19 protein-coding genes, 1 pseudogene and 1 riboswitch are annotated in these 20,931 nt (G+C 76.1%); of the genes and pseudogenes, 6 read left to right on the top strand and 14 right to left on the bottom strand.

The genetic code is table 11. From position 1 onward, the window contains the following. Positions 1-167: 167 nt before the first annotated feature. The 5 genes from OF117_RS12475 to pdhA all read right to left on the bottom strand — a co-directional run bounded on the left by OF117_RS12475 (position 168) and on the right by pdhA (position 5,751). A complete protein-coding gene (locus tag OF117_RS12475) occupies positions 168-635 on the bottom strand; it encodes an SRPBCC family protein (protein ID WP_263553165.1) in 468 nt (155 codons plus the stop codon). Positions 636-729: 94 nt separating this feature from the next. Next, positions 730-1,905: an AGE family epimerase/isomerase gene (locus OF117_RS12470; RefSeq protein ID WP_263553164.1), complete on the bottom strand. Its 1,176-nt coding sequence runs from the start codon at positions 1,903-1,905 to the stop codon at positions 730-732. A gap of 74 nt (positions 1,906-1,979) precedes the next feature. Beyond that, entirely contained in the window at positions 1,980-3,548 is a 1,569-nt protein-coding gene (locus tag OF117_RS12465) for a dihydrolipoamide acetyltransferase family protein (protein ID WP_263553163.1), read from the bottom strand. 6 nt (positions 3,549-3,554) lie between these two features. Further along, positions 3,555-4,532 carry an alpha-ketoacid dehydrogenase subunit beta gene (locus OF117_RS12460; protein ID WP_263553162.1) on the bottom strand — a complete coding sequence of 326 codons (978 nt, stop codon included), beginning with the start codon at positions 4,530-4,532 and terminating at the stop codon, positions 3,555-3,557. Positions 4,533-4,611: 79 nt separating this feature from the next. Further along, complete coding sequence (pdhA, locus tag OF117_RS12455) at positions 4,612-5,751, bottom strand: pyruvate dehydrogenase (acetyl-transferring) E1 component subunit alpha (protein ID WP_263553161.1); 1,140 nt, start codon at positions 5,749-5,751, stop codon at positions 4,612-4,614. Between the two features lie 214 nt (positions 5,752-5,965). Between pdhA and OF117_RS12450 the strand changes: the two genes are divergently transcribed. Next, positions 5,966-6,457 carry an Lrp/AsnC family transcriptional regulator gene (locus OF117_RS12450; protein ID WP_263553160.1) on the top strand — a complete coding sequence of 164 codons (492 nt, stop codon included), beginning with the start codon at positions 5,966-5,968 and terminating at the stop codon, positions 6,455-6,457. Positions 6,458-6,512: 55 nt separating this feature from the next. On the opposite strand, the gene OF117_RS12445 is transcribed toward OF117_RS12450, so the two are convergent. Next, a complete protein-coding gene (locus OF117_RS12445) occupies positions 6,513-6,767 on the bottom strand; it encodes a DUF3253 domain-containing protein (protein ID WP_263553159.1) in 255 nt (84 codons plus the stop codon). An 88-nt stretch (positions 6,768-6,855) separates the two neighbouring features. Between OF117_RS12445 and OF117_RS12440 the strand changes: the two genes are divergently transcribed. Beyond that, positions 6,856-7,374 carry a hypothetical protein gene (locus tag OF117_RS12440; protein ID WP_263553158.1) on the top strand — a complete coding sequence of 173 codons (519 nt, stop codon included), beginning with the start codon at positions 6,856-6,858 and terminating at the stop codon, positions 7,372-7,374. 82 nt (positions 7,375-7,456) lie between these two features. On the opposite strand, the gene OF117_RS12435 is transcribed toward OF117_RS12440, so the two are convergent. Beyond that, positions 7,457-8,782 carry a serine hydrolase domain-containing protein gene (locus OF117_RS12435; protein WP_263553157.1) on the bottom strand — a complete coding sequence of 442 codons (1,326 nt, stop codon included), beginning with the start codon at positions 8,780-8,782 and terminating at the stop codon, positions 7,457-7,459. Positions 8,783-8,798: 16 nt separating this feature from the next. Continuing rightward, a complete protein-coding gene (locus OF117_RS12430; protein WP_263553156.1) occupies positions 8,799-9,125 on the bottom strand; it encodes a DUF3817 domain-containing protein in 327 nt (108 codons plus the stop codon). A 100-nt stretch (positions 9,126-9,225) separates the two neighbouring features. Between OF117_RS12430 and OF117_RS12425 the strand changes: the two genes are divergently transcribed. Further along, on the top strand, positions 9,226-9,789 hold the full coding sequence (locus tag OF117_RS12425; protein ID WP_263553155.1) for a hypothetical protein: 564 nt from the start codon (positions 9,226-9,228) through the stop codon (positions 9,787-9,789). Between the two features lie 112 nt (positions 9,790-9,901). Here the strand turns inward: OF117_RS12425 and OF117_RS12420 are convergent, their stop codons facing one another. Then, positions 9,902-11,005 (bottom strand): NlpC/P60 family protein, encoded by a 1,104-nt coding sequence (locus tag OF117_RS12420; protein ID WP_263553154.1) that lies wholly within the window; start codon positions 11,003-11,005, stop codon positions 9,902-9,904. Between the two features lie 16 nt (positions 11,006-11,021). Beyond that, a riboswitch (cyclic di-AMP (ydaO/yuaA leader) is annotated at positions 11,022-11,152 on the bottom strand. 282 nt (positions 11,153-11,434) lie between these two features. On the opposite strand from OF117_RS12420, the gene OF117_RS12415 reads away from it, so the two are divergent. The 3 genes from OF117_RS12415 to OF117_RS12405 all read left to right on the top strand — a co-directional run bounded on the left by OF117_RS12415 (position 11,435) and on the right by OF117_RS12405 (position 14,069). Further along, the gene (locus OF117_RS12415; RefSeq protein WP_263553153.1) at positions 11,435-11,569 is read left to right on the top strand and encodes a hypothetical protein; all 135 of its coding nucleotides are present in this window, start codon (positions 11,435-11,437) and stop codon (positions 11,567-11,569) included. A 69-nt stretch (positions 11,570-11,638) separates the two neighbouring features. Then, positions 11,639-13,213, top strand: a complete 1,575-nt coding sequence (locus OF117_RS12410) for a phytoene desaturase family protein (RefSeq protein WP_263553152.1) — start codon at positions 11,639-11,641, stop codon at positions 13,211-13,213. Positions 13,214-13,223: 10 nt separating this feature from the next. After that, positions 13,224-14,069, top strand: coding sequence for a YihY/virulence factor BrkB family protein (locus OF117_RS12405; protein WP_263553151.1), 846 nt, complete (start codon positions 13,224-13,226; stop codon positions 14,067-14,069). Here the strand turns inward: OF117_RS12405 and OF117_RS12400 are convergent. The 5 genes and pseudogenes from OF117_RS12400 to OF117_RS12380 form a co-directional block, all read right to left on the bottom strand. Beyond that, complete coding sequence (locus OF117_RS12400; RefSeq protein WP_263553150.1) at positions 14,066-16,510, bottom strand: transglycosylase domain-containing protein; 2,445 nt, start codon at positions 16,508-16,510, stop codon at positions 14,066-14,068. The two genes, OF117_RS12405 and OF117_RS12400, sit on opposite strands and share 4 nt — an antisense overlap. Positions 16,511-16,566: 56 nt before the next feature. After that, positions 16,567-18,666, bottom strand: coding sequence for a HelD family protein (locus tag OF117_RS12395; RefSeq protein ID WP_263553149.1), 2,100 nt, complete (start codon positions 18,664-18,666; stop codon positions 16,567-16,569). A gap of 127 nt (positions 18,667-18,793) precedes the next feature. Continuing rightward, a pseudogene (locus OF117_RS12390) lies at positions 18,794-19,093 on the bottom strand (Vms1/Ankzf1 family peptidyl-tRNA hydrolase); the annotation flags it as partial. 12 nt (positions 19,094-19,105) lie between these two features. Next, the gene (locus tag OF117_RS12385; protein WP_263553148.1) at positions 19,106-19,474 is read right to left on the bottom strand and encodes an acVLRF1 family peptidyl-tRNA hydrolase; all 369 of its coding nucleotides are present in this window, start codon (positions 19,472-19,474) and stop codon (positions 19,106-19,108) included. A gap of 17 nt (positions 19,475-19,491) precedes the next feature. After that, positions 19,492-20,706: an MFS transporter gene (locus tag OF117_RS12380; protein ID WP_263553147.1), complete on the bottom strand. Its 1,215-nt coding sequence runs from the start codon at positions 20,704-20,706 to the stop codon at positions 19,492-19,494. Between the last annotated feature and the right edge of the window lie 225 nt (positions 20,707-20,931).

Here is a 20,931-nt window from a genome sequence, read left to right as displayed (position 1 = left end):
GCCACTCCTCCCCACCCCTGACCCGCTCGGGGGGCCAGGAGGGGTCACCAAGGACGACGGCGCCCGTTCCCTGCAGAAGGGGGCGGGCGCCGTCTCGTGTCCGGTTGGAATTGCGGCCTGGCGGGGTCCCGCCGCGAGCGAGCGTGGGACCCTGCCAGGCAGTCTTCCTACGGCTGGTCGGGGCGCGAGACGTCGCCGCGCCAGGCACCGGATTCGGTGCCGCGGCTCTCGATGAACTCCTTGAACCGCTTCGCGTCGGCCTTCACCTGCCGGTCGTCGAAGCCGAGGGCGGCCCCCGCCTTCTCCACGACGCCCGTCGGCTCCCAGTCGATCTGGATCATGACGCGGGTCCTGGTGTCGTCCAGGCGGTGGAAGGTGACCACGCCGGCGTGCTTGGCGTCGCCGCTGGTGCTGGTCCAGGCCACCCGCTCCTCGGGGTGCTGCTCGGTGATCTCGGCGTCGAACTCGCGCTTCACGCCGTCGATGCTGGTGACCCAGTGCGTGTGCGTGTCGTCGATCTGCGTGATGCGTTCGACCCCGCCCATGAACTGCGGGAAGGACTCGAACTGCGTCCACTGGTCGTAGGCGACGCGGATGGGGACGTCGACGTCGACGGCTTCCTGAACGCTGGCCATCGGTTGCGTGCTCCTTCGCTCGGGTCGGTTGCACTGTCGACAGCTGCCTTACCCAGGCGACCAGCCGGTACTCGGCCGGCCGCGCCGTCGCCCGTCAGGCGCGCAGCGCCGCCGCCACGCTCCCCCGCACCGGGCGGTCGCCGAGCAGCAGCATCTGAGCGAGGTGGTAGGCATCCGGTTGGCCGACCCACGTGCCGGTGCCCACGGCGCCGTCCGGCGTCAGCTCGTGGTGCCAGCTGCCGGTCGCCGGATCGGCGAAGCGCTCCTCCCCGTGCGCCCGCCACCGCGCCGCCAGCTCGGCGTACCGGTCCTCCCCGGTGACCCGGGCCAGGACCGCCGCGGCGGCGATCGCCTCGCACAGCACCCAGTGCATGCGGGCTCCGGCGACCGGCCGGTCGGACCAGTCGAGGGTGTACGGGAAGCCGGGGCGCCCGTCGGCGGCCCAGCCCCGGGTCGCCGCGGCGTCGAACAGCGCGACCGCGTCCTCGAGCAGCCAGGACGGCGGGTCCGGCACGGCCGCCCGCACGTGCAGCGCCAGCCGCGCCCACTCGAACTGGTGCCCGACGGTGACGCCGAAGGGCCGGAACGGGTGTGCCGGGTCGGCGCGGTTGTAGTCGGGCAACGGCGTCCAGTCGGCGCTGAAGTGCTCGGGCAGCCGCCAGTCGCGGTCCCGCGCCCAGCCGTGCACGATCCGCTCGGTCGCGCGCAGCGCCTCGCGCCGCAGGCGGGCCGTGAGCGCGGCGTCGTCCGCGTCGAGCGCGTCGGCCGCGGCCAGCACCGCCTCGACGCCGTGCATGTTGGCGTTGACGCCGCGGTAGTCGTCGCAGCGGGTCCAGGCGCGGTCCCACTCCTCGACGGCCAGCCCCTCGGCCGGGTCCAGGAAGCGGCGGTGCCAGACGTCGACGGCGTCGTGGAGCAGCCCCCGCCCGCCCGGCACGCCGGCGACGGTGGCCGTGGCACCGGCGAGGACGACGAAGGCGTGCACGTACGCCGCCTTCGTCGCATCGGCCGTGCTCGCCGCCCAGCCGCCGTGCTCGGCGTCGTGCAGCGGTCCGTCCACCAGCGCGTCGAGCCCGGAACGGACCAGTTCCTCCGCACCCGGCCGGCCGAGCAGCACGGCGAGCCCGAAGACGTGGGTCATCCGCGCGACGATCCAGGTCTCGACGGGCCGCTCCGGCAGGACCTGCCCGTCGTCACCCAGGTAGCCGAAGCCGCCCGAGGGCAGCGCCGACCGCGCGGCGAAGCCGAGCAATTCGTCGAGGGACGTCACCAAGCCTCCGTCCCGGCCCTCGTGCAGGGGCCCGGCGCGAGCTCGCGAGCGTTGGGGGGCACGAGGGTCTTCTTTCAGAACGCCAGCGCCGTCCCGGGATCGTGCAGCAGGGCGCCGACGTCGGCGAGGAACCGGCTGCCCAGCTCGCCGTCGACGATCCGGTGGTCGAACGACAGCGCCAACTGGGTCACCTGCCGGGGGACGACGCGCCCCTTGTGCACCCACGGCATCTCGCGGACGGCGCCGAAGGCGAGGATCGCGGACTCCCCGGGGTTGAGGATCGGCGTGCCGGTGTCGACGCCGAACACGCCGACGTTGGTGATCGTGATGGTGCCGCCGGTCATGTCGGCCGGCGACGTGCGCCCGGCGCGCGCGGTCTCGGTGAGGTCGGCCAGCGCCCGGGCGAGCTCGGGGAGCGACATCCGGTCGGCGTCCTTGACGTTCGGGACGACGAGCCCGCGCGGGGTGGCCGCCGCGATGCCCAGGTGGACGTAGTCCTTGACCACGATCTCCTGCGCCGCCTCGTCCCACGAGCTGTTGATCATCGGGTGGCGGCGGACGGCGAGCAGCAGCGCCTTCGCGACGAACAGCAGCGGGCTCACCTTGAGGCCGGCCAGCTCCGGTCGGCTCGCCAGCCGCGCGCGCAGCCTCGTCATCCGGGTGACGTCGACGGTCAGGAACTCGGTGACGTGCGGCGCGGTGAAGGCGCTGGCCACCATGGCCGCGGCGGTGTGCTTGCGCACGCCCTTGATCGGGATGCGCTGCTCCCCGCCGCGCGGCCGGTCGGCGCCGAAGGCCCCCCGGACGACGGTGCCCTCGTCGACGCCGGGCGCGACGGCGCCGGGCACCCGGCCGCCGGCCGGTGCCGACCGCGCCGCCGCCTCGACGTCGGCGCGGGTGATGATCCCGCCGTCGCCGGAGCCGGGGACCGTGGCGAGGTCCACCCCGAGGTCCTTGGCGTACTTGCGCACCGGCGGCTTGGCCAGCGGCCGCGGGGACCGGCGTCCGTGCGCCGCGCCCACCGCGGTGACGGCGTCGTCGTGCAGGGCGTGCGCCTCCGCCTGGCGGCCGACCTCCAGGCCGCCGTGCCGCACCGGCTTGGCCCGGGCGTCCGGCGCGGTCGCCAGCAGCGGCGGCGGGCCCGCGGGTTCCGGCTCGAGCGGGGGCTCGGGCGGCGGCTGCGGGGTCGGCTCCGGCTGCGGCGCGGTGGCGCGGGCGGCCACCGCGGCGCCGCTGCGGCGCGGGCGCCGCTTGGCCTCGGTGTTCCGCGGTCCGTACCCCACGAGGACGGCGGTCCGCCCGCCCGGGGCCGACCCGCCGATCAGGCCGGCGGCCGGCTCGCCCTCCCCCTCCGGGACGGGTTCCGCCGTCGCGCCCGCGGGCGACGGTGCCGGGCCGCTGCCGCCTCCGGTGTCGATGGTGATGATCGGCGTGCCGACGTCGACCGTCGCGCCCGCCTCGAACAGCAGCTCGGTGACGGTGCCGGCGTACGGCGAGGGCAGCTCGACGGCGGCCTTGGCCGTCTCCACCTCGCACAGCGGCTGGTTGACGGTGACGGTGTCGCCGACCTCGACGAGCCACTGCAGGATCTCGCCCTCGGTCAGGCCCTCGCCGACGTCGGGCAGCTTGAATTGACGCAGCATCGCGGGTCAGAACTCCAGGGAACGGTCGACGGCGTCCAGCACCCGGTCGAGGTCGGGGAGGTACTCCTCCTCCAGCTTCGACGGCGGGTAGGGCGTGTCGTAGCCGCCCACCCGCAGCACCGGCGCCTCGAGGGAGTGGAAGCAGGTCTCGGTCACCCGGGCGGCGATCTCCGCGCCGAGACCGAGCGACACCGGCGCCTCGTGGACGACGACGCAGCGGCCGGTGCGCCGCACGGACTCGAACACCGGCTCGAGGTCGAGCGGCGAGAGGGTGCGCAGGTCGACCACCTCGAGCGAGCGGCCCTCGTCGGCGGCCGCCTCGGCCGCCTGCAGCGCCGTCTTCACCATCGGCCCGTAGGCCAGCACGGTGACGTCGTCGCCGCCGCGGAGCACGCGGGCGGCGAACAGCGGGTCGGGCGTGGCGTCGGTGTCGACCGGCGCCTTCTCCCAGTACCGCCGCTTGGGCTCGAGGAAGACAACCGGGTCGGGGTGTGCGATGGCCTGCTGGATGCCCCAGTAGGCGTCGACCGGGTTGCTGACCGCGACCACCTTGAGCCCGGGCGTGTGGCCGAAATAGGCCTCCGGGCTCTCGCTGTGGTGCTCGACCGCGCCGATGCCGCCGCCGAAGGGGATCCGGATGACGACCGGCATCGCCAGCTTGCCGCGCGACCGGGCGTGGATCTTGGCCACCTGGGTGATGATCTGGTTGGCGGCGGGGAAGACGAAGCCGTCGAACTGGATCTCGCAGACCGGCCGGTAGCCGCGCATGGCCAGGCCGACGGCGGTGCCCAGGATGCCGGCCTCGGCCAGCGGGGTGTCGACGACGCGGTCCTCGCCGAAGTCCTTCTGCAGGCCGTCGGTGATGCGGAAGACGCCGCCGAGCCGGCCGATGTCCTCGCCCATGAGCACGACCTTGGCGTCGTCCTCCATCGCCCTGCGCAGGCCGAGGTTGAGCGCCTTGCCGATCGTCAGCGTCTGCGTCATCGCTCGACCCCGCCCTCGTTCCGCCCCTCGGTCACCGGCGCTCCCTGCGATGCTCGCTCGGGCGTCGTCTTCGGCGTCCTCACCGCTCGCCCTCCTCGAAGCTCGCCTGGTAGGCGAGGAACTCCTCGCGCTGCTGGGCCAGGGGCGGGGTGATCTCGGCGTAGACGGCGTCGAACATCGCGGTGCCCGGCGGATCGGGCATCTCCGTGGTGCCGGTGCGGATGCGCGCGGCCAGCTCGTCGGCCTCGGCCTCGACGGCGGAGAAGAACGCGGCGTCGGCGAGGCCGGCGCGGGACAGGTGGGCCTTGAGCCGGGCGACCGGGTCGCGCAGCTTCCACTCCTCCAGCTCGCTGGCCAGCCGGTAGCGGGTGGGGTCGTCGGACGTGGTGTGCGCGCCCATCCGGTAGGTGAACGCCTCGATGAAGGTGGGGCCCTGGCCCTCGCGGGCGGCGGCCAGGGCCGCCCTGGTCACGGCCAGCACGGCCAGGACGTCGTTGCCGTCGACCCGGACGCCCGGGAAGCCGAACCCGGCGGCGCGCTGGTACAGCGGCACCCGGGACTGGCGCTCGAGCGGCACGCTGATCGCGTACTGGTTGTTCTGGCAGAAGAAGACGACGGGGGCCGAGAAGCTGGCCGCCCAGATCAATGCCTCGTTGACCTCGCCCTGGCTGGTCGCGCCGTCGCCGAGGAAGGCCAGCACGGCGTGCTCGGCGCCGTCGCGCTGCACGCCCATCGCGTAGCCGGTGGCGTGCAGGCACTGCGCGCCGATGACGACGGTGTAGAGGTTGAAGCCGGTGGCGACGGGGTCCCAGCCGCCGTTGTCGACGCCGCGGAACAGGCTGATCACGTGCAGCGGGTCGACGCCGCGGGTCCAGGCCACGCCGTGCTCGCGGTAGGTCGGGAAGGCCGTGTCGCCGGGCTGCATCGCCCGGCCGGCGCCGACCTGGGCGGCCTCCTGGCCGAGCAGCGAGGCCCAGATGCCCAGCTCGCCCTGCCGCTGCAGCGCGGTGGCCTCGACGTCCCACCGGCGCACCAGGACCAGGTCGCGGTACAGGTCGCGCAGCTCCTCGGCGGAGAGGTCGACGGAGTAGTCCGGGCGCTCGACCCGCTCGCCCTCCGGGGTCAGCAGCTGCACCAGGTCGGGTTGCTGCGGCAGGTGGGGGGCGGCGGCCCCGGGTACCGGGTCGAACGCCTCGGTGGTCTGGCGCAAGGCGGTCACGTCGTCTCCTCGTCTCTTCCGCGGCGCCGGGGTCGCCGGCCGCCGGCGGTGCCGGGACGTCTGATGGCACCGGGGTGTGGCGCCACTCACACATCCTGACACGACAACCCGTGCCGCGGAGCAGACCACCCGACATCGATCTGCGCAATACCCCTCGATCGGATTGCGCATAAGTCGGCATGCGGGGCACCCGGCTCATGTCAGACTGAGCAACGTGCCCGACGTCGACGCCACCGACGCGCGGCTGCTGCTCGCCCTGCGGGAGGATCCGCGGGCCAGCGTCATGGCGCTGTCGCAACGGCTGGGGCTGGCCCGCAACACCGTGCAGGCCCGGTTGACCCGGCTGGAGAGCAGCGGCGCCCTCGGCCCGCTCGACCGGCGGGTGCGTCCGGAGGCGCTGGGCTACCGGCTGGGCGCCTACGTGACCGTGCAGGTGGCGCAGCGGAGCCTGGCCGAGGTGAGCGACGCGCTCGCGCAGGTGCCGGAGGTGCTCGAGGTGACCGGCCTGTCGGGGGTGGCCGACCTGCTGGTGCGGGTGGCCGCGCGCGACGCCGACGACCTGTGGCGCATCACCGAGCGGGTGCTGTCGATCCCCGGCGTCCAGCGCATCGACACCGCGCTGGCCCTGCGCCGGTTCGTCGACCACCGCACCGCGCCGCTGCTCGAGCGCGCCGCAGGCAAGGCCGATGACGACCGGGACGGCTGACCACCCGGGGAGCGGTGCCGGGCGTTCGGACGGGCGCCCCGGCCACCCCTCGGCATCAGGACGCCGGACGGCGGATCCGCACCGGCCCGCGGGCGAGGGCGACGTCGACCACCGCGCCGGACCTGGTGACCTCGACCGCGCCCGCGGCGGCGAGCCGGCCGGCCGCGGCCCGGGCCGCCGGCATCAGTTCCCGCCAGCCGTCCGGGTCGACGGCGCGGGCGGCCTCCGACGGGCAGATCGAGCCGCCGCGTCGGCGCCGGTCCAGCAGTGCCCCGATCGCCTCCTCGAGCCGGCGGTCGACGTCGTCCACACCGCCAGACTGGGCCCTGTCCACGGCGGCCGCCAGGCGGTTTGCCGCCGTCCGCGCGGCGGGTAGGGCCGCGCCCATGGCCAGGAGGATGCCGGTGGGAACGTTCGGCACGGGACCGTTCGACGAGGGACGTCGCGGGATCGGCACCTGGGGGTGGGTCCTCCGCGGCGCGGCCGCCGGTGCGGCCGGGACGACGGCGCTCAACGCCGTCACCTACCTCGACATGGCCGCCCGCGGTCGCGGAGCCAGCTCGACACCCGAGCAGACGGTCGAGAAGCTCGCCGAGAAGGCGCACGTGGAGATCCCCGGTGACGAGCAGACCCGGCAGAACCGGCTGCAGGGGCTGGGCACGATGACCGGGATGGTGGCCGGCGTCGGTGTGGGCGTGCTGGTCGGCCTGGTCCGGTCGCTCGGGCTCAGGTCGCAGCCGGTCGTCGGTACGGCGCTGATCACCGGCGGCGTGCTCGTCGCGGCGAACGGGCCGATGGCGGTGCTCGGCATCAGCGACCCGCGCACGTGGTCGGCGACGGACTGGGTCAGCGACGTCGTCCCGCACGTCGCGTACGCCGCCGTCGTGAAGACCACCATGGACGCCTTCGACCGCTGAAGGACCTCCCCGCCCGCACCACTCGCACGCTCGCGGCAGGTCCCTGCAGGGAGGCCGCCCCTCCTCCCCGCCCGTCGCGGGCTCAGGGCCGCCAGCCGCGCTCGTCCACCCCACCGGGCACCGGAGCCTCCGGGTCGTAGGGCGTGCGGGTGAACACGAAGGTGCCCACGTCGAGGTGGTCGTCGGCGATGCGCAGGAGCTCGCCGGCGTAGTAGCCGTCCAGCCCGACCCAGGCGCCGTCGTCCCGCCGCGCGAACCGGCTGGCCCGGCCGTTCCGGCCGGGCAGCGGCCCGAGGTGCAGCAACCCGCCGGCCACCGACCGGAGGAGGTGGACCGCCGGTCCCCAGAACCAGACGCCGAGCGTGCTCAGCGGTACCGGGGTCGGCGTGGGCGTCCACGGCTCGACGATGCGCGGCTCGGCCGCCCGCAGGTCGGCGAGCAACCCGGGCGCGAGCGGGTCCAGGCCGCTGGTCGTGTTGGCCAGCGACACCGCGCCGGTGCCCTCCTCGCGGTCGACGAAGACCCCGGCGAGGAAGCCCGGCATCGATCCACCGTGGCCGACCAGCGTGCGCCCGTCCAGGCGCAGCACCTGCAGGCCCAGCCCGTAGGCCGCCCAGCCGGGCGCGGACGGGTCGACGCCCGCCGGCACGGCCATCTCCTCCAGCGTCGCGTCCCGCAGCACGTCACCAGTGCCGCCGGCGAGGAAGGCGGCGAAACGCCCCAGGTCGGCCAGCGTCGCCCACAGCTGCCCCGCGGCGGCCATCACCCCGGCGTGGTGCTCCGGCTCGGGCAGGACGACGTCGGCCCACGGGTGCACGGCGCGGCCCTCGGCCGCCGGGGCGACCGGGCGGGAGGTCGTCCGGGTCATCCCGAGCGGCTCGAACACCTCGGCGCGGACGACGTCGTCCCACGATCCCCCGCGCAGCCGGGCGACCAGCTCACCGAGCAGGCCGAAGCCCAGGTTGGAGTAGTGGAACCGCCGGGCCGCCCCGAGCACGACGTGCTCCTCGCCGAGCGCCAGGTCCGCGAGCGAGCCGCCGGGGACGCGCTCCCACCACCAGCCCGGGCTCTCCGCGGCGGCGCCGGCGAGGTGGGAGAGCAGCTGGCCGACGGTGCGGTCGCCCAGCGGCGTGCCCGGCAGGTGCCGGTCGAGCGGGTCGTCGAGCGCGAGCCGGCCCTCGTCGCGCAGCCGCATTACGACCAGCGCGGTGACCGTCTTGCTGATCGACCCCAGCCGGTACTGGACGTCGGTGTGCGGCTCGGCCACCGCGCCGCGGCCTGCCGACCACACCAGCGCCCCGTCGCGGACGACGCCGGCGACCAGGCTGGGCGCCCGGCCCTCGCGCTGCGCGCGGGCGGTGCGCGCGAGCAGCCGGCGGGCGGTGGAGGGCAGCACGGGCTCCGGCACGGTCGGAACCGTAGCGTCAGCCGGCGGTCGCCGGCTGGCGCCCGGGCAGCCGGCCGGTGCGGCTGGCCCACCGCTCGAACAGCACGGTGACCAGCGGCGGCACCGAGGCCAGCAGCGCGAGCAGCGTCGTCCCGGCCGACCAGCGCAGCACGCGGGCCGCGACGACCGTCACCAGGAGGTAGACGAGGAACACCGCGCCGTGCACCGGGCCGAACAGCTGCACACCCGCCTCCGTGGTCGCGGGCACGTACTTGACGTACATGCCGGCCAGCAGGCCGACCCAGGACAACGCCTCGGCCACGGCGACGGCGCGGAAGGCGGTGGCGACGGTGCGGTGGGTCAACGGTCGTCCTCTCGACGGCGGCGGTACCGGGGGGCACAACGCACCCGACCGGGCCCGCCGTCCCCGCCGGCCGTGTGACCTCCGTGGCAGGGTGGCCGGGGTGCGGGGGCTGGCGCGGCGGGAGTTCTGCCTCGTGCTGCTGCGCCGGATGGCCGACGTCCGGCCCGACCTGGTGGCCGCGGCGCTGCCGCAGCTGTCCGCCGACCGCGCCGAGGCGCGAGCGGCCCACCGGCGCTGGCAGGCGCTGCACCACGCGCCGCGGGCGCCGCGTGGCCTGGCGCTGCGGACGGCGGTGCTCGGACCGCCCGAGTCGCTCGAGGACCGCCGCTTCGGTGACCTCGACGTCCAGCTCCGCCGTTGGCCGTTGCCGCTGTGGCCGCACCTGCGCTGGGAGGTGCTCTCCGGGCCCGGCGGGTCGGTGCTGCACGAGCAGCTGTGCCGGGCCCCGGGGTCGCCGGTGCCCCCGGCGGCGGCGGGGGGCCTGCGCGCGTGGGAGCACGTGCTGGACGACGTCGTCGGCCTGCCCGGGGCGGTCCCGGTCGACCCCGGCGTGCCCACCCGCTGGGAGGTGCACCTGCCCGGCGGCGTCCAGGCGTCGTTCGTGTGGGGCCTGCTGCAGCGGTCCGACTCCGCTCCTGCGGTGTCGGGCGCGGTCGTGCGGTGATGCGCCGCGACCACGACACCGCACGAGCCATCGGTCCAGCGGGGTCGTTCGCCCACGTCGTGACGGCCGCGCCGTCGGCGCGGTGGCCGAGGGCGGCGCGGCGGCCGGGGGATCAGGCGATGCGGCGCATGGCGGTGATCTTGCCCATGTAGTCGAGCGGGGCCACCTTGACGACGTCGCCGGAGGTGGGCGCGTGCACCATCTGGCCGTTGCCGATGTAGATGCCGATGTGGCTGACCGGGCTGTAGAAGGCGACGAGGTCGCCGGGCTGCAGCTCGCCGCGCGACACCGAGCGGCCCATGCCGGCCTGCATCTTGCTGGAGTGCGGCAGCGTGACCCCCGCGGCCGCGTAGGCGTACTGCACCAGCCCCGAGCAGTCGAACGAGCCGGGTCCGGCCGCGGCCCACACGTAGGGCTTGCCGCGCTGGGCCATCGCGGTGGCGACCGCCTGGGCGGCCGCGGGGCCGCCGGCCGCGACCGGTGCCGGCGGGACCGGGGCGGAGCGCTCGCCGCGGCTGGCCCGCTGCGGCTCGGGAGCGCGTCCGGCGGCGGTCTCGGCCGCGTGCGCGGCGGCGGCGGCCTCCAGGGCGGCCTGCCGCTCGGCGGCGCTCAACTCCTCGTACAGGGCCTGGTACTCGGCGACCTGCCGCTCGAGGGCGGCCTGCTCCGCGGCGACGGCGTCGAACTGGACCTGTGCGTCGGTGGCCGCCTTCTCGGCATCGGCCCGGGCCCGGGCGGCGGTGACGCCGGCCGAGGCGGCCTCGTCGAGGACGCCGTTCTGGTGCCCGGCGATGGTCTGCAGCGTGGCGACGCGGTCGACGAACTCGTCGGCCGACTCGCTGGTGAGCAGTGCCTGGAAGGAGCCCAACCCCTCGCCGGTGTAGGCGCTGCGCGCCACCCCGCGGACGGCCTCCTGCGCGTCGGCCAGCGCCGCCTCGGCCCGCTCGAGCTCGGCGGCGGCGACCACGGCCGCCTCCTGCTGCGCCTTCATCACCTCGCGTGCCTCGTTGAACTCCTCCGCGACGACCTCCAGCTCGTGGCCGCGGGCCGCGACCAGCTGGGCGGCCTCGGCGGACGTCTCCGGCTTCTCGACCGGTGTCGCGTGCGCGGGCAGCGAGGCGACGAGGACGCCGACGACGCCGGTGACGGCGATCGCGATCCGCCGGGCGAGGTGGCGTCGGGGTGTGCTGCGCACGAGGGCGCGAGGGGTCGCCATGGGTGCGGCGGCGCTCCGTTCCATCCACGGCCGCCTACCGGGTTAGCTGACGGGTTCGGGCGGGAGGTCGCCCGGCGGACACGGCACACGGCCGCCTCCACTGCACCCCAGTGCTGCGGTGGGTCCCCGGCCCGGCGCCCACGACCTGTGCGGGCGACCGGCTCGACGGCGTCCGGCGGGTGCCACCAGGCAGTGGCGCAACGACCCGTCGGACGCGGTCACCGTAAGGGTGTTACCGCTCCGTGACAATCCCGGGGTCCGGGTTGTGGGCTTTCCCGCATCCGCCGTGGGCGCTCGCGGCACGCCGGGGCGGCGGGATGCGGCGGGAGCCGCTGCGGCACGTCACGATCCGCCGGCGATGGGCGGCGTGCCGTTTCGCCCGTCCTGCTGGTGCCCAGTACCCCTGGCATGGACCTACGCAAGCCACTCGTGGCGCTCGCCCTCGCCGGCTCGCTCGTCGCCTGCGGTAGCAACACCGACCTGGAGCGCGGTGAGACCAACTGCGACGCGCTGGGCGAGGAGGCGCAGAACGAGCAGGACGCCACCTGCGAACAGGGCACCTGACCGGGCACCCGCGGCGGGCCGGCGCGGGCCCGTCGTCCCCCACCGGCCGGCGCCGGTTACCGTCCGCCGGTGACCCGCAGCGCGCACGCCGCCCGCTACGACGCCGTCGTCGTCGGGGGCGGCCACAACGGCCTCGTCGCCGCGGCCTACCTCGCCCGGGCGGGATGGTCGGTCCTGGTCGTCGAGCGCGGCGAGCAGGTCGGCGGTGCGGCGGTCGGCCGGCACGTGTTCGACGGCGTCGACGTCCGGCTGTCGGCCTACTCCTACCTGGTCAGCCTGCTGCCGGACCGGATCGTCGACGACCTCGGCCTGCAGCTGACGCTCGCCGACCGCGCGGTGGCCTCGTACACGGCCACGGCGCGTGACGGCCGCCCGGGCGGGCTGCTGGTGGAGCGCGAGGAGGGCGCCGCGACGGCGGCGTCCTTCCGCGAGCTCACCGGCTCCGACGCCGAGTTCGCCGGCTGGCAGCGGTTCTACGGTCGGCTGGCGACCCTCGCCGAGGACCTCGCTCCCACGCTCACCGAGCCGCTGCTCGCCCCCGACGTCCTGGCCGGGGAGCTGCGCGACGCGGCCCTGTGGCACGACCTGCGCGAGCGGCCGCTCGCCGACGTGGTGGCCGACCACCTCGGGGACGACGTCGTCCGCGGCGTCGCGCTCACCGACGGCCTGATCGGCACCTTCGCCGACGTGCACGCCGCGGACGGCCTCGCCGGCCGGTGCTTCCTGTACCACCTCGTCGGCAACGGCACCGGCCGCTGGCGGGTGCCGGTCGGCGGCATGGGGGCGGTCACCGACGCGATGGCACGGGCGGCCCGCTCCGCCGGGGCGGAGCTGCGCACCCGGGCGACGGTGCGTGCGCTGGAGCCGCGCCCGGACGGCGTCACCGTGCACTGGGTCGACGACGAGGGCGCCGAGGCGGCCGTCGACGCCGGCGTGGTCGTCTGCGGCGCCGCCCCGGCCGTGCTGGACGCCCTGCTCGGCCGCCCGCCGGCCGATGCGCCGTCCGGCTCCCAGCTGAAGGTGAACATGGTGCTCGCCCGGCTGCCGCGGCTGCGCTCGGGCGCCGACCCGGTGACCGCGTTCGCCGGCACCTTCCACGTCGACGAGGCGGCCGGCCAGCTCGACGCGGCGTACGACCAGGCCCGCGCCGGCCGGCTGCCCGACGCCATCCCCTTCGAGGTCTACTGCCACTCGCTCACCGACCCGACGGTGCTCGGCCCGGCCGAGCGGGCGGCCGGGTTCCAGACGCTCACCCTGTTCGGCCTGCACACGCCGGCCGAGCTGTACCGCGCCGACCCGGCGGGAAGCCGGGAGGAGGCGGTCCGGCGGGTGGTGGCCCAGCTCGACGCCCACCTCGAGGAGCCGCTGGCGGACTGCCTGGCCCGCGACACCGAGGGGCGCCCGTGCCTGCAGGCCGCGTCGCCGCTGGACGTCGAGGCGGCGCTGGCCATGCCCGGTGGGCACATCTTCCACGGCGACCTGGCCTGGCCGGTGGCCCGGACGCCGGAGGAGGTGGGCACCTGGGGGGTGGCCACCGCGCACCCGCGGATCGTCGCGGCGTCGTCCGGGGGCACCGTCCGCGGTGGCGCGGTCAGCGGGCTGGGCGGCTACGCCGCCGCCCGGTCCCTGCTCGGCCCGCGGTGAGCCGGCCGCGGTGAGCCGGTGGCGGGTCCGGCCGCGCGCCCTGCTCCACGGGATCAACCAGCGGCTGGTCGGCCGGGACCTGGCGCTGATCGCCGCCGGGCTGACCTTCTACGCGGGCATCGCCGTCGTGCCCCTGCTGCTGCTCGCCTTCTCGCTGACGGCCCGGCTCACCTCCCCGGAGCGGGTCCGCGCGCTCGGTGACCGTCTGGCCGTCCTGCTGCCCGGGGAACTGGGCGCTCCCGCGGCGGTCGACCGGCTCGTCGAGGCCGGCGTGGGCTTGGACCTGCTGGGCGTGCTGCTCGCCCTGCTGCCGATGACCTTCTACGGCGAGGGCCTGCGCCGGGCGCTGCTGCGCTTCAGCAGCCGGCGCGACGAGAGCTGGACGGCGTGGCGCGGCCGGCTGGCCGCGCTGCCCCTGCTCCTGGTCACCCCGGTGCTGCTCTACCCGCTGCTGCTGGCCGTCGACGTCATGGCCGACCTCGCCGCCCGGGGTGGTGCCGCGGCCACGGTCGGCCGGGTGGCCGTCGGCTTCTACTCCGTGATGGCCGGGCTGACCGTGCCGCTGGCCTGGGGCTTCCGGATCGCCGGCATCGTCCGGGTCCGTTGGTGGGTGCTGGGCGCCGGCGCCCTGTTCACCGCCGCGTGCCTGTCGGGATTCCTGCAGGGGTTCGTGCTGTTCCTGTCCCTGCCGCTCAGCATCGGTGCCCCCTTCGGGGGTCTGGACGTGGTCGGCGGGGTGGTCGCCATCGGGCTGTGGATGTTCGTGCTCCACCTGGTCGTCATCTACGGCTGGCTCGCGACGCAGACCCTCGACGAGCTGCTCGACCCGGGAGGCGGCGACCGCCCGCCCGGCTAGTCGGCGCCCCGCCGATCGCCGCCGCCCCGCTGATCGCCGCCCGGCCCGGGGCGGTCGCCAGCGGCCCCCTCGCCCGGCGCGCCGGTCTCGCCGGCGCCTCCGCCGTCGGCGCCGGACTCCGGCGTGGGCGACGGCTCCGGGTCCGGCGACTCCTCCGGGCTCGGCTCCGGTGACGGCTCGGGTGACGGCTCCGGCGACCGCTCGGGGCTGGGCGCGGGCCGCGGCGGCCGGTAGTCGGACCCGTTGCTGACCAGGATGGTGATCAGCTGGCCGACGACGGCGCGCCGTGACGGGCTGAGGCCGGCCAGCGCCCCCCGCGGCCGGGCGCTGTCGACCTCGATCGTGCGGTGCTCGAAGCCGGCGGCGGCCAGGGCGGCCCGGCAGCGGGAGACGCTGGAGCACCCGGGCACCGGCACCGTGTTGCCGCGCTCGACCGTGGGGTCCGCGGGCGGGAAGGCGCCGCTGCCCCGGGCTTCCAGGATGGGCGCCATCGCGTCGCGCCAGATCGTGGCGCCCTTGCCGCCACCGAAACCGCCGACCGGCTCGCGCTCGCGGGGGTTGAGCACCATGACGCTGGCGGCGATCTCCGGGGTGTACCCGACGAAGGCGACCGACAGGCCCTCCTGGGTGGTGCCGGTCTTGCCGGCGATCTGGTGGCCGCGCACGTAGGCGCGCGCCCCGGTGGCGCCCGGGTTGCCGGGCTCGACGTCCTTGCGCAGCATCTGGTTGAGCGTGGTGGCCACGCCCGGCGGGATGGCCTCCGGGGTGCAGCGGTCGCCCGTGGGCAGGGGCTTGCCGTCGTCCCCGAGCACCGGGTTCCCGTCCCGGTCGAGCACCGCCGTCACCGGGACCACGTCGCACTGCGTGCCGCTGGCCGCCAGCGTCGAGTAGGCGCTGGCCAGGCCCAGCGGGCTGGTGGCGTCCGGACCGAAGGTGAACGAGCCGCGGTTCTCGTCGATGATCGTCTGGGCCAGGCCCTCGGGGCCGAACTGGTACAGGCCCATCCGCTCGGCCATCCGCACCGGCTCCTCGACGCTGCCGAGGGCGTCCTCGAGGGCGAGGAAGTAGGTGTTGGACGACTGGTAGAGCGCGGTGGTCAGGTCCAGCGTGGAGCGGTAGCGGCCGGCGTTGCGCACCGGGTAGGGGCCGCCGTCCTTCTTGTAGACACGCGAGTAGTACGGGTTGGACGTCGTCTGCGTGAACGACGCACCGTAGCCGCGGGCGAGCGCGGCCGCGGCCACGAAGACCTTGAACGTCGACCCGGCGCCGCGGCTGGGCGCCACGTTGAGGTTGAACGACTCCTGCGCCGGGTCGTTCCTGTCGTAGCCGAACACCCGGTTGACGCTCATCGCGAGCAGGTGACCGGTGCCCGGCTCGACCGCGGTGAACATGCCGGCCAGCGACTGCCCCATCTCCAGGGTGCCGAGCACGGCGGCGTCACCGGCGCGCTGCAGCTCGGGGTCGAGCGTCGTCTGAATCGTGTAACCGCCGCGTTCCAGCTCGCGCTGGCTGATCCCCAGCTCCTGGGTCAGCCAGCGCTGCACGAAGTCGCAGACGTAGGCGCCGACGCTGGCCTCCACGCACCCGCGGCGCGGCGCGGGTGCCGGCGCCAGGCCGAGCGCCTCGGCCTTCGCCGCCTCGGCCTCCTCCGCGGTGATGAACTCCTGGGCGGCCATCCGGTCGAGGACCACGTTGCGCCGGGCCGTGGCGCCCTCGGGATTGGTGAACGGGTCGTCGTCGGCCGGGCTCTGCACCAGCCCGGCGAGCAGCGCGGCCTGCGGCAACGTCAGGGCGGCGGCGTCGACGCCGAAGAAGGAGCGGGCGGCCGGCTGCACCCCGTAGGCGTTCCGGCCGAAGTAGACGATGTTCAGGTACCGGGTGAGCAGCTCGCTCTTCGAGTAGTCGTCCTCCAGCGCCAGCGCGATGCGGGCCTCGCGCAGCTTGCGGCCGATCGTCTGCTCGGTGGCCGCGCGGCGCCCCTCGGGCGTCTCGGCGGCCTGCAGCAGGGTCTGCTTGACCAGCTGCTGGGTGAGCGTGGAGCCGCCCTCCTCGACGCTGCCCGCGGCCAGGTTCTTGACCAGCGCCCGGAGCGTGCCCTCCACGTCGAGGCCGTGGTGGGCGTAGAAGCGGGCGTCCTCGATCGCGACGATCGCCTGCTTCATCACCTCGGCGATGGCCTCGGGCGCGACCGGCGCCCGGTTCTGCTCGTAGAACCACGTGATCGGTTCACCGTTCGCCGCGAGCAGCACGGTGTTGCCCGGCGGCGGGCGGTCGGTGAGTTCCCCGGGCGGCTGCCCCAGCAGGCTGGTCGACTGCTGCGCGGCCACCGCCGGACCACCGACCCAGGGCATCAGCAGCCCGGCCACCAGCGCCCCGGCGAGCAGGATGGTGGAGGCCAGCTTGAGCAGCGTGCTCGTCGTCCCGGCCGGCTCGTGGTCCATGCCCCTCCTCCCGGTGCGCCCGCGTCGTCGGTCGACGCACCACCTCAACAGACCAGCTATCGGCTCACAAGCACGTCGGCCGCGCCCCCGGCCGTCCCGGGCGCCCCGTCCGTCCCGTCCGTCGCTCCGCCGGGGGTGGTGAGCGGGTCCGGGAGGTCGCGGCGGTGGAGCACGACCAGGGTGCTCACGGCGCGGGTCAGGACGACGTAGAGCCGGTGCAGCCCGCGCGGTTCGGCGGCCGCGATGGCTGCCGGGTCGACCACCACGACGGCGTCGAACTCCAGGCCCTTGGCCAGGGTCGCCGGCACCACGGCGACCCTGGCCGCGGCCCCGCCGTCGTCGACGAGCGGCTCAGCGGGCAGCCCGGCGGCGGCCAGTGCGGAGGCGACGTCGTCCGCGGCGGCGTCGGCGCAGACGACGCCGACCGAGCCCGGCCGCGCGGCCAGTTCGCCCACGACCTCGGCGAGCGGCCCGGCCAGCGCCGACACCGGGCGCAGCGCGAGCGCACCGGGATCGGTGCGGACGGCGGTGGCGGCGGGCACCCCGGGGGCGATGACGGGTAGCAGCCGGTTGGCGAAGTCGAGCACCTCCCCCGGTACGCGGTAGCCGCGGGTCAGCGGGCGGACCACGGTCCCCGGCCGGCCCAGCCCGGCCAGCGTCGCCTCCCAGTCCGCGGCCGCCTCCGGGCTGGTGGCCTGGGCCAGGTCGCCGAGCACGGTCACCGAGCCGGCCGCCAGCCGCCGGGCCACGGCCCGGCACTGCATCGGCGAGAGGTCCTGCGCCTCGTCCACCACGACGTGCCCGTAGCCCGGCGTCCGGTCGAGCAGGCCGGCGACCTCGTCGACGAGGACGGCGTCGGCCGCCGTCCAGGGGGCGGTGCGGACCGGTCCGGCGCACCTGGCGAGCAGCGCCCGCTCCGCGTCGGTGAGCAGGTCCCCCGCCGCGCGGGCGAGCAGCTGCGCGTCGGTGAGCAGCGCGTGCACGAACCCGGCGGCGTCCCGCGCGGGCCACACCGCGTCGCAGAACGCGCGCACCTCGGCGCTGCGGGCGGCCCGCCGGGTGTCGACGTCGGTCGGGCTGCCGCCAGCCTGCTCGTCCTGCCGGCGGGCGTCGGCGGCCACCAGCATCGCCAACCGCTCCCGGGCTGCGGTGTAGTGCAGCAGCTGCAGGTCGTCGGGGGTGCGGGCCCGGCGGCGCAGGTCGTCGACGTAGCGCTTGAGCCGCTCGACCGGCACGCGGTGGCGGCGCCCGGCCAGCGGCACCAGCACGTCGTCCGCGGGTCGGACGACGCCACCCCACAGGGCGCGGCGGAGCACCTCGGCCATCCGCGCGTCGCCCTTGAGCGTCGCTCCGGCCGGGTCCTCGCCGGCGCGCACCGGCACCCGGGCGGTCAGGTCGGCGATCGTCGTCTGCTCGACGTCGACCTCGCCGAGCGTGGGCAGCACCTGCTCGATGTAGCGCAGGAACGCCCGGGTGGGCCCGACGACGAGGACGCCGGTGCGCGCCAGCTGCCCGCCGTGCGTGTACAGCAGGTAGGCGGCGCGGTGCAGACCCACCGCCGTCTTGCCCGTGCCCGGAGCACCCTGCACGCAGACCGACTCGGCGAGCGGGGCGCGCACGATGTCGTCCTGGTCGGGCTGGATGGTGGCGACGATGTCGCGCATCGGGCCGCTGCGGGGCCGCTCGATCTCGGCGCGCAGGAGGCCGCTCTCGTGGTCGTCGCCGGCGGCGAGCAGCTCGTCCTCGTAGCCGGTCAGCTGGCCGTCGGCGAAGCCGAACCGGCGGCGGCGGACCAGGCCCTGCGGATCCGCGGCGCTGGCCTGGTAGAACGGCCGGCTCATCGGCGCCCGCCAGTCGATGACGACCGGGTCGCCGGCCGCGTCGCGGACGTGCCGGCGGCCGATGTGGAAGGTCTCGGTCGGGCCGTCGGTGCGGCCGAAGAACGGCGGCACGTGCGGGTCGGCGGCCAGGGCGCGCAGCCGCTCGGCACGGGCGGCGCCGAGCCGCTCGGACGCCCAGGCGTCGACCCCGCTGTCGGTCGCCGCGCCGGCGGCGGCGCGCATGGCGGTCAGGCAGTCGGCCGCGCGCGCCAGGTGCGCGCGCTCGGCGGTGAGGACGTCGTCGGGCGTGGTCGCCTCGCCCGGTGCGGAGGACACGGTCGGTGGACGTTACGCCCGGACCCGTCGTCCGTCGACGCGCTTCCCGGCGCCGCCGCCGTCCGCCGGGTGCGCAGCTGCGGTCGGTCCGCGCGGCGCGTCGGCGCGTGTCGGCGCCCGGACGTGCTCACCCGGCCGGTCGGGCCGGCCGCTCGTGCGGTTCCACGATGTGGACGGCGACCGCGCGGAACTGGTGGGGGGTGGCGAGCAGCACCGCCTTCGTCGGCTCCCCCACCTCCAGTGCCGGCTCTCGGCGGCGCGTGGCCACGAGGCGCAGCCGCGGGTCGGCGAGCACCTGGTCGACCAGCCCGCGGTCGCCACCGGTGAACAGCCCGGCCAGCTCGTCGGCGGAGGGGGCGAGCACGCGGGCGGCCGTGTCGGCGGCGGCCGCGACCACCGCCTCGGTCTGGTGTCCGCGGCGGCGGGCGAAGCGCTGCTGCTACCACCCGCCGGCCGCCGTCCGGCCCTGCACCTGCCGGCTGTCGACCTTCGAGGCGACCAGCTCGGCGCCGTCGAACACCCCGACCGCCCAGCGACCCCGGCGCACCAGGAGCACGGCCGCCCGCCGCGGGCGGCGGGCCGCGGCGGTGAAGCCGGTCAGCAACGCCGGACCGGGCTCCCAGGGGAAGGGCGCGCGCAGGGTCAGGGTGGTGGTGTCCGCGCAGGTGATGCGGACGGCGCCGTCAGCGGCCGGCACCGCGTCGAAGGCACCGTGCCGGTCGGCCACGCCGTCCAGCCAGCGGTCGAGGCGCTCCGGCGGCACGCGCAGCGTGCGCCCACCTCCGGCGGCCGGGCGGGCGCGGGTCACGGCGGACGCCGGCCGGCTCAGCGGGCGTAGACCGGCGTCGGCGCGTGCTCGGCCGGCACGTGCAGCAGCCGCTGGCAGGCACCCACGACGACGGCGGCCGTGGCCGCCGCGAGGGTCGCCACGACGAACGAGGCGTTGGCGCCCATGGCGTCGACCAGCTTGCCGGTCACCGAGGCGCCGAGGGCGACGCCGAGCCCGAGCGCGGTGCCGATCCAGGTGAACGCCTCGGTCACCGCCGCCCGCGGCACCAGCACCTCGGCCAGCGTGAACGCGCTGATCAGCGACGGCGACACGGCGACACCGGCGACGACCACGAACGGCACCATGAGCCAGACCTCGCGGACGACGAGCAGCGGCAGGCTCAGCACGGAGAGCAGCGCCAGCGCGCCGACCAGCCGGTGGCGCAGCGGCTGCCGCCAGTGGACCGCCCCCCATCCGATGCCGCTGACCATCGAGCCCACCGCCAGCGCGGCGATGAGCACGCCCGACATCGGCTTGGCGTCCATCTCGTCGGCGAAGGCCACCAGGCCGATCTCCAGCGTGCCCAGGATGGCGCCCACGGCCGCACCGACGACGAACAGCACGCGCATGCCGGTGGTGCGCATGGCGGACGGACCGTTCCGGCTCTCGTGCCCGTGCGGCGGCGGTTCGGTGCGCCGCTGCGCGGCGAACAGCAGGCTGCCGACGGTGGCCAGCACGAACGCGGTGACGACGCCGGAGGTTGCGTGCCCCGTGGTGGACAGGAACGTGACCAGCACCGGGCCGACGATGAAGACGAACTCGTCGACCACCGACTCCATCGCCAGAGCGGTGTGCAGCCGGTGGCTGCCACGCAGCAGGTGGGTCCAGCGGACGCGGATCATCGAGGCCACCGGCGGGATGCACGCCCCCGCCAGGCCGGCGGACGCGAAGACCGTCCACAGCGGCCACCGCTCGCGGACCGAGAAGAGGAAGGCCACCCCGGCGACCACGAAGACGGCGACCACGGGCAGCAGGACGCGCCGCTGGCCGTGGGTGTCGGCCAGCCGGCCGAGCACCGGCCCGGCGAGCGCGGTCGTGACGGCGCCGACCGCCGCGACCGCGCCGCCCAGGCCGTAGGAGCCGGTCTCGGAGGCGATCAACAGCACGCTGCCCAGCCCGACCATCGACAGCGGCAGCCGCCCCAGGAAGGCGGCCAGCACCATCGGCAGCGTGCACGGCGTGCGCAGCACGTGCAGGTAGGGGTTGGCCACGGGTGGGCAGGCCTCCGTCGGGGGGTGCGGCCCCGCCACGCTAACCGACGCCCCCACCGTCCGCCCCGGTGGTGAGCCGCGCGTGCGCGCCGCCCTCACGGCGTCGACGCCACGGGGCCCGGGACCGACGTGCGGTCCCGGGCCCGTGGCCCCGCTGCAGGGTCCCGCCCCGAGCCTCGGGAGGGCGGGGATGGCGAGGGACTGGAACGGCCCCCCTGCAGGGTC

The sequence above is a fragment of the Geodermatophilus sp. YIM 151500 genome, from assembly GCF_025716945.1.
Taxonomy (GTDB): domain Bacteria; phylum Actinomycetota; class Actinomycetes; order Mycobacteriales; family Geodermatophilaceae; genus YIM-151500.
The sequence above is the reverse complement of the archived record's forward strand: the minus strand, read 5'-3'. Positions and strand labels throughout refer to the sequence as shown.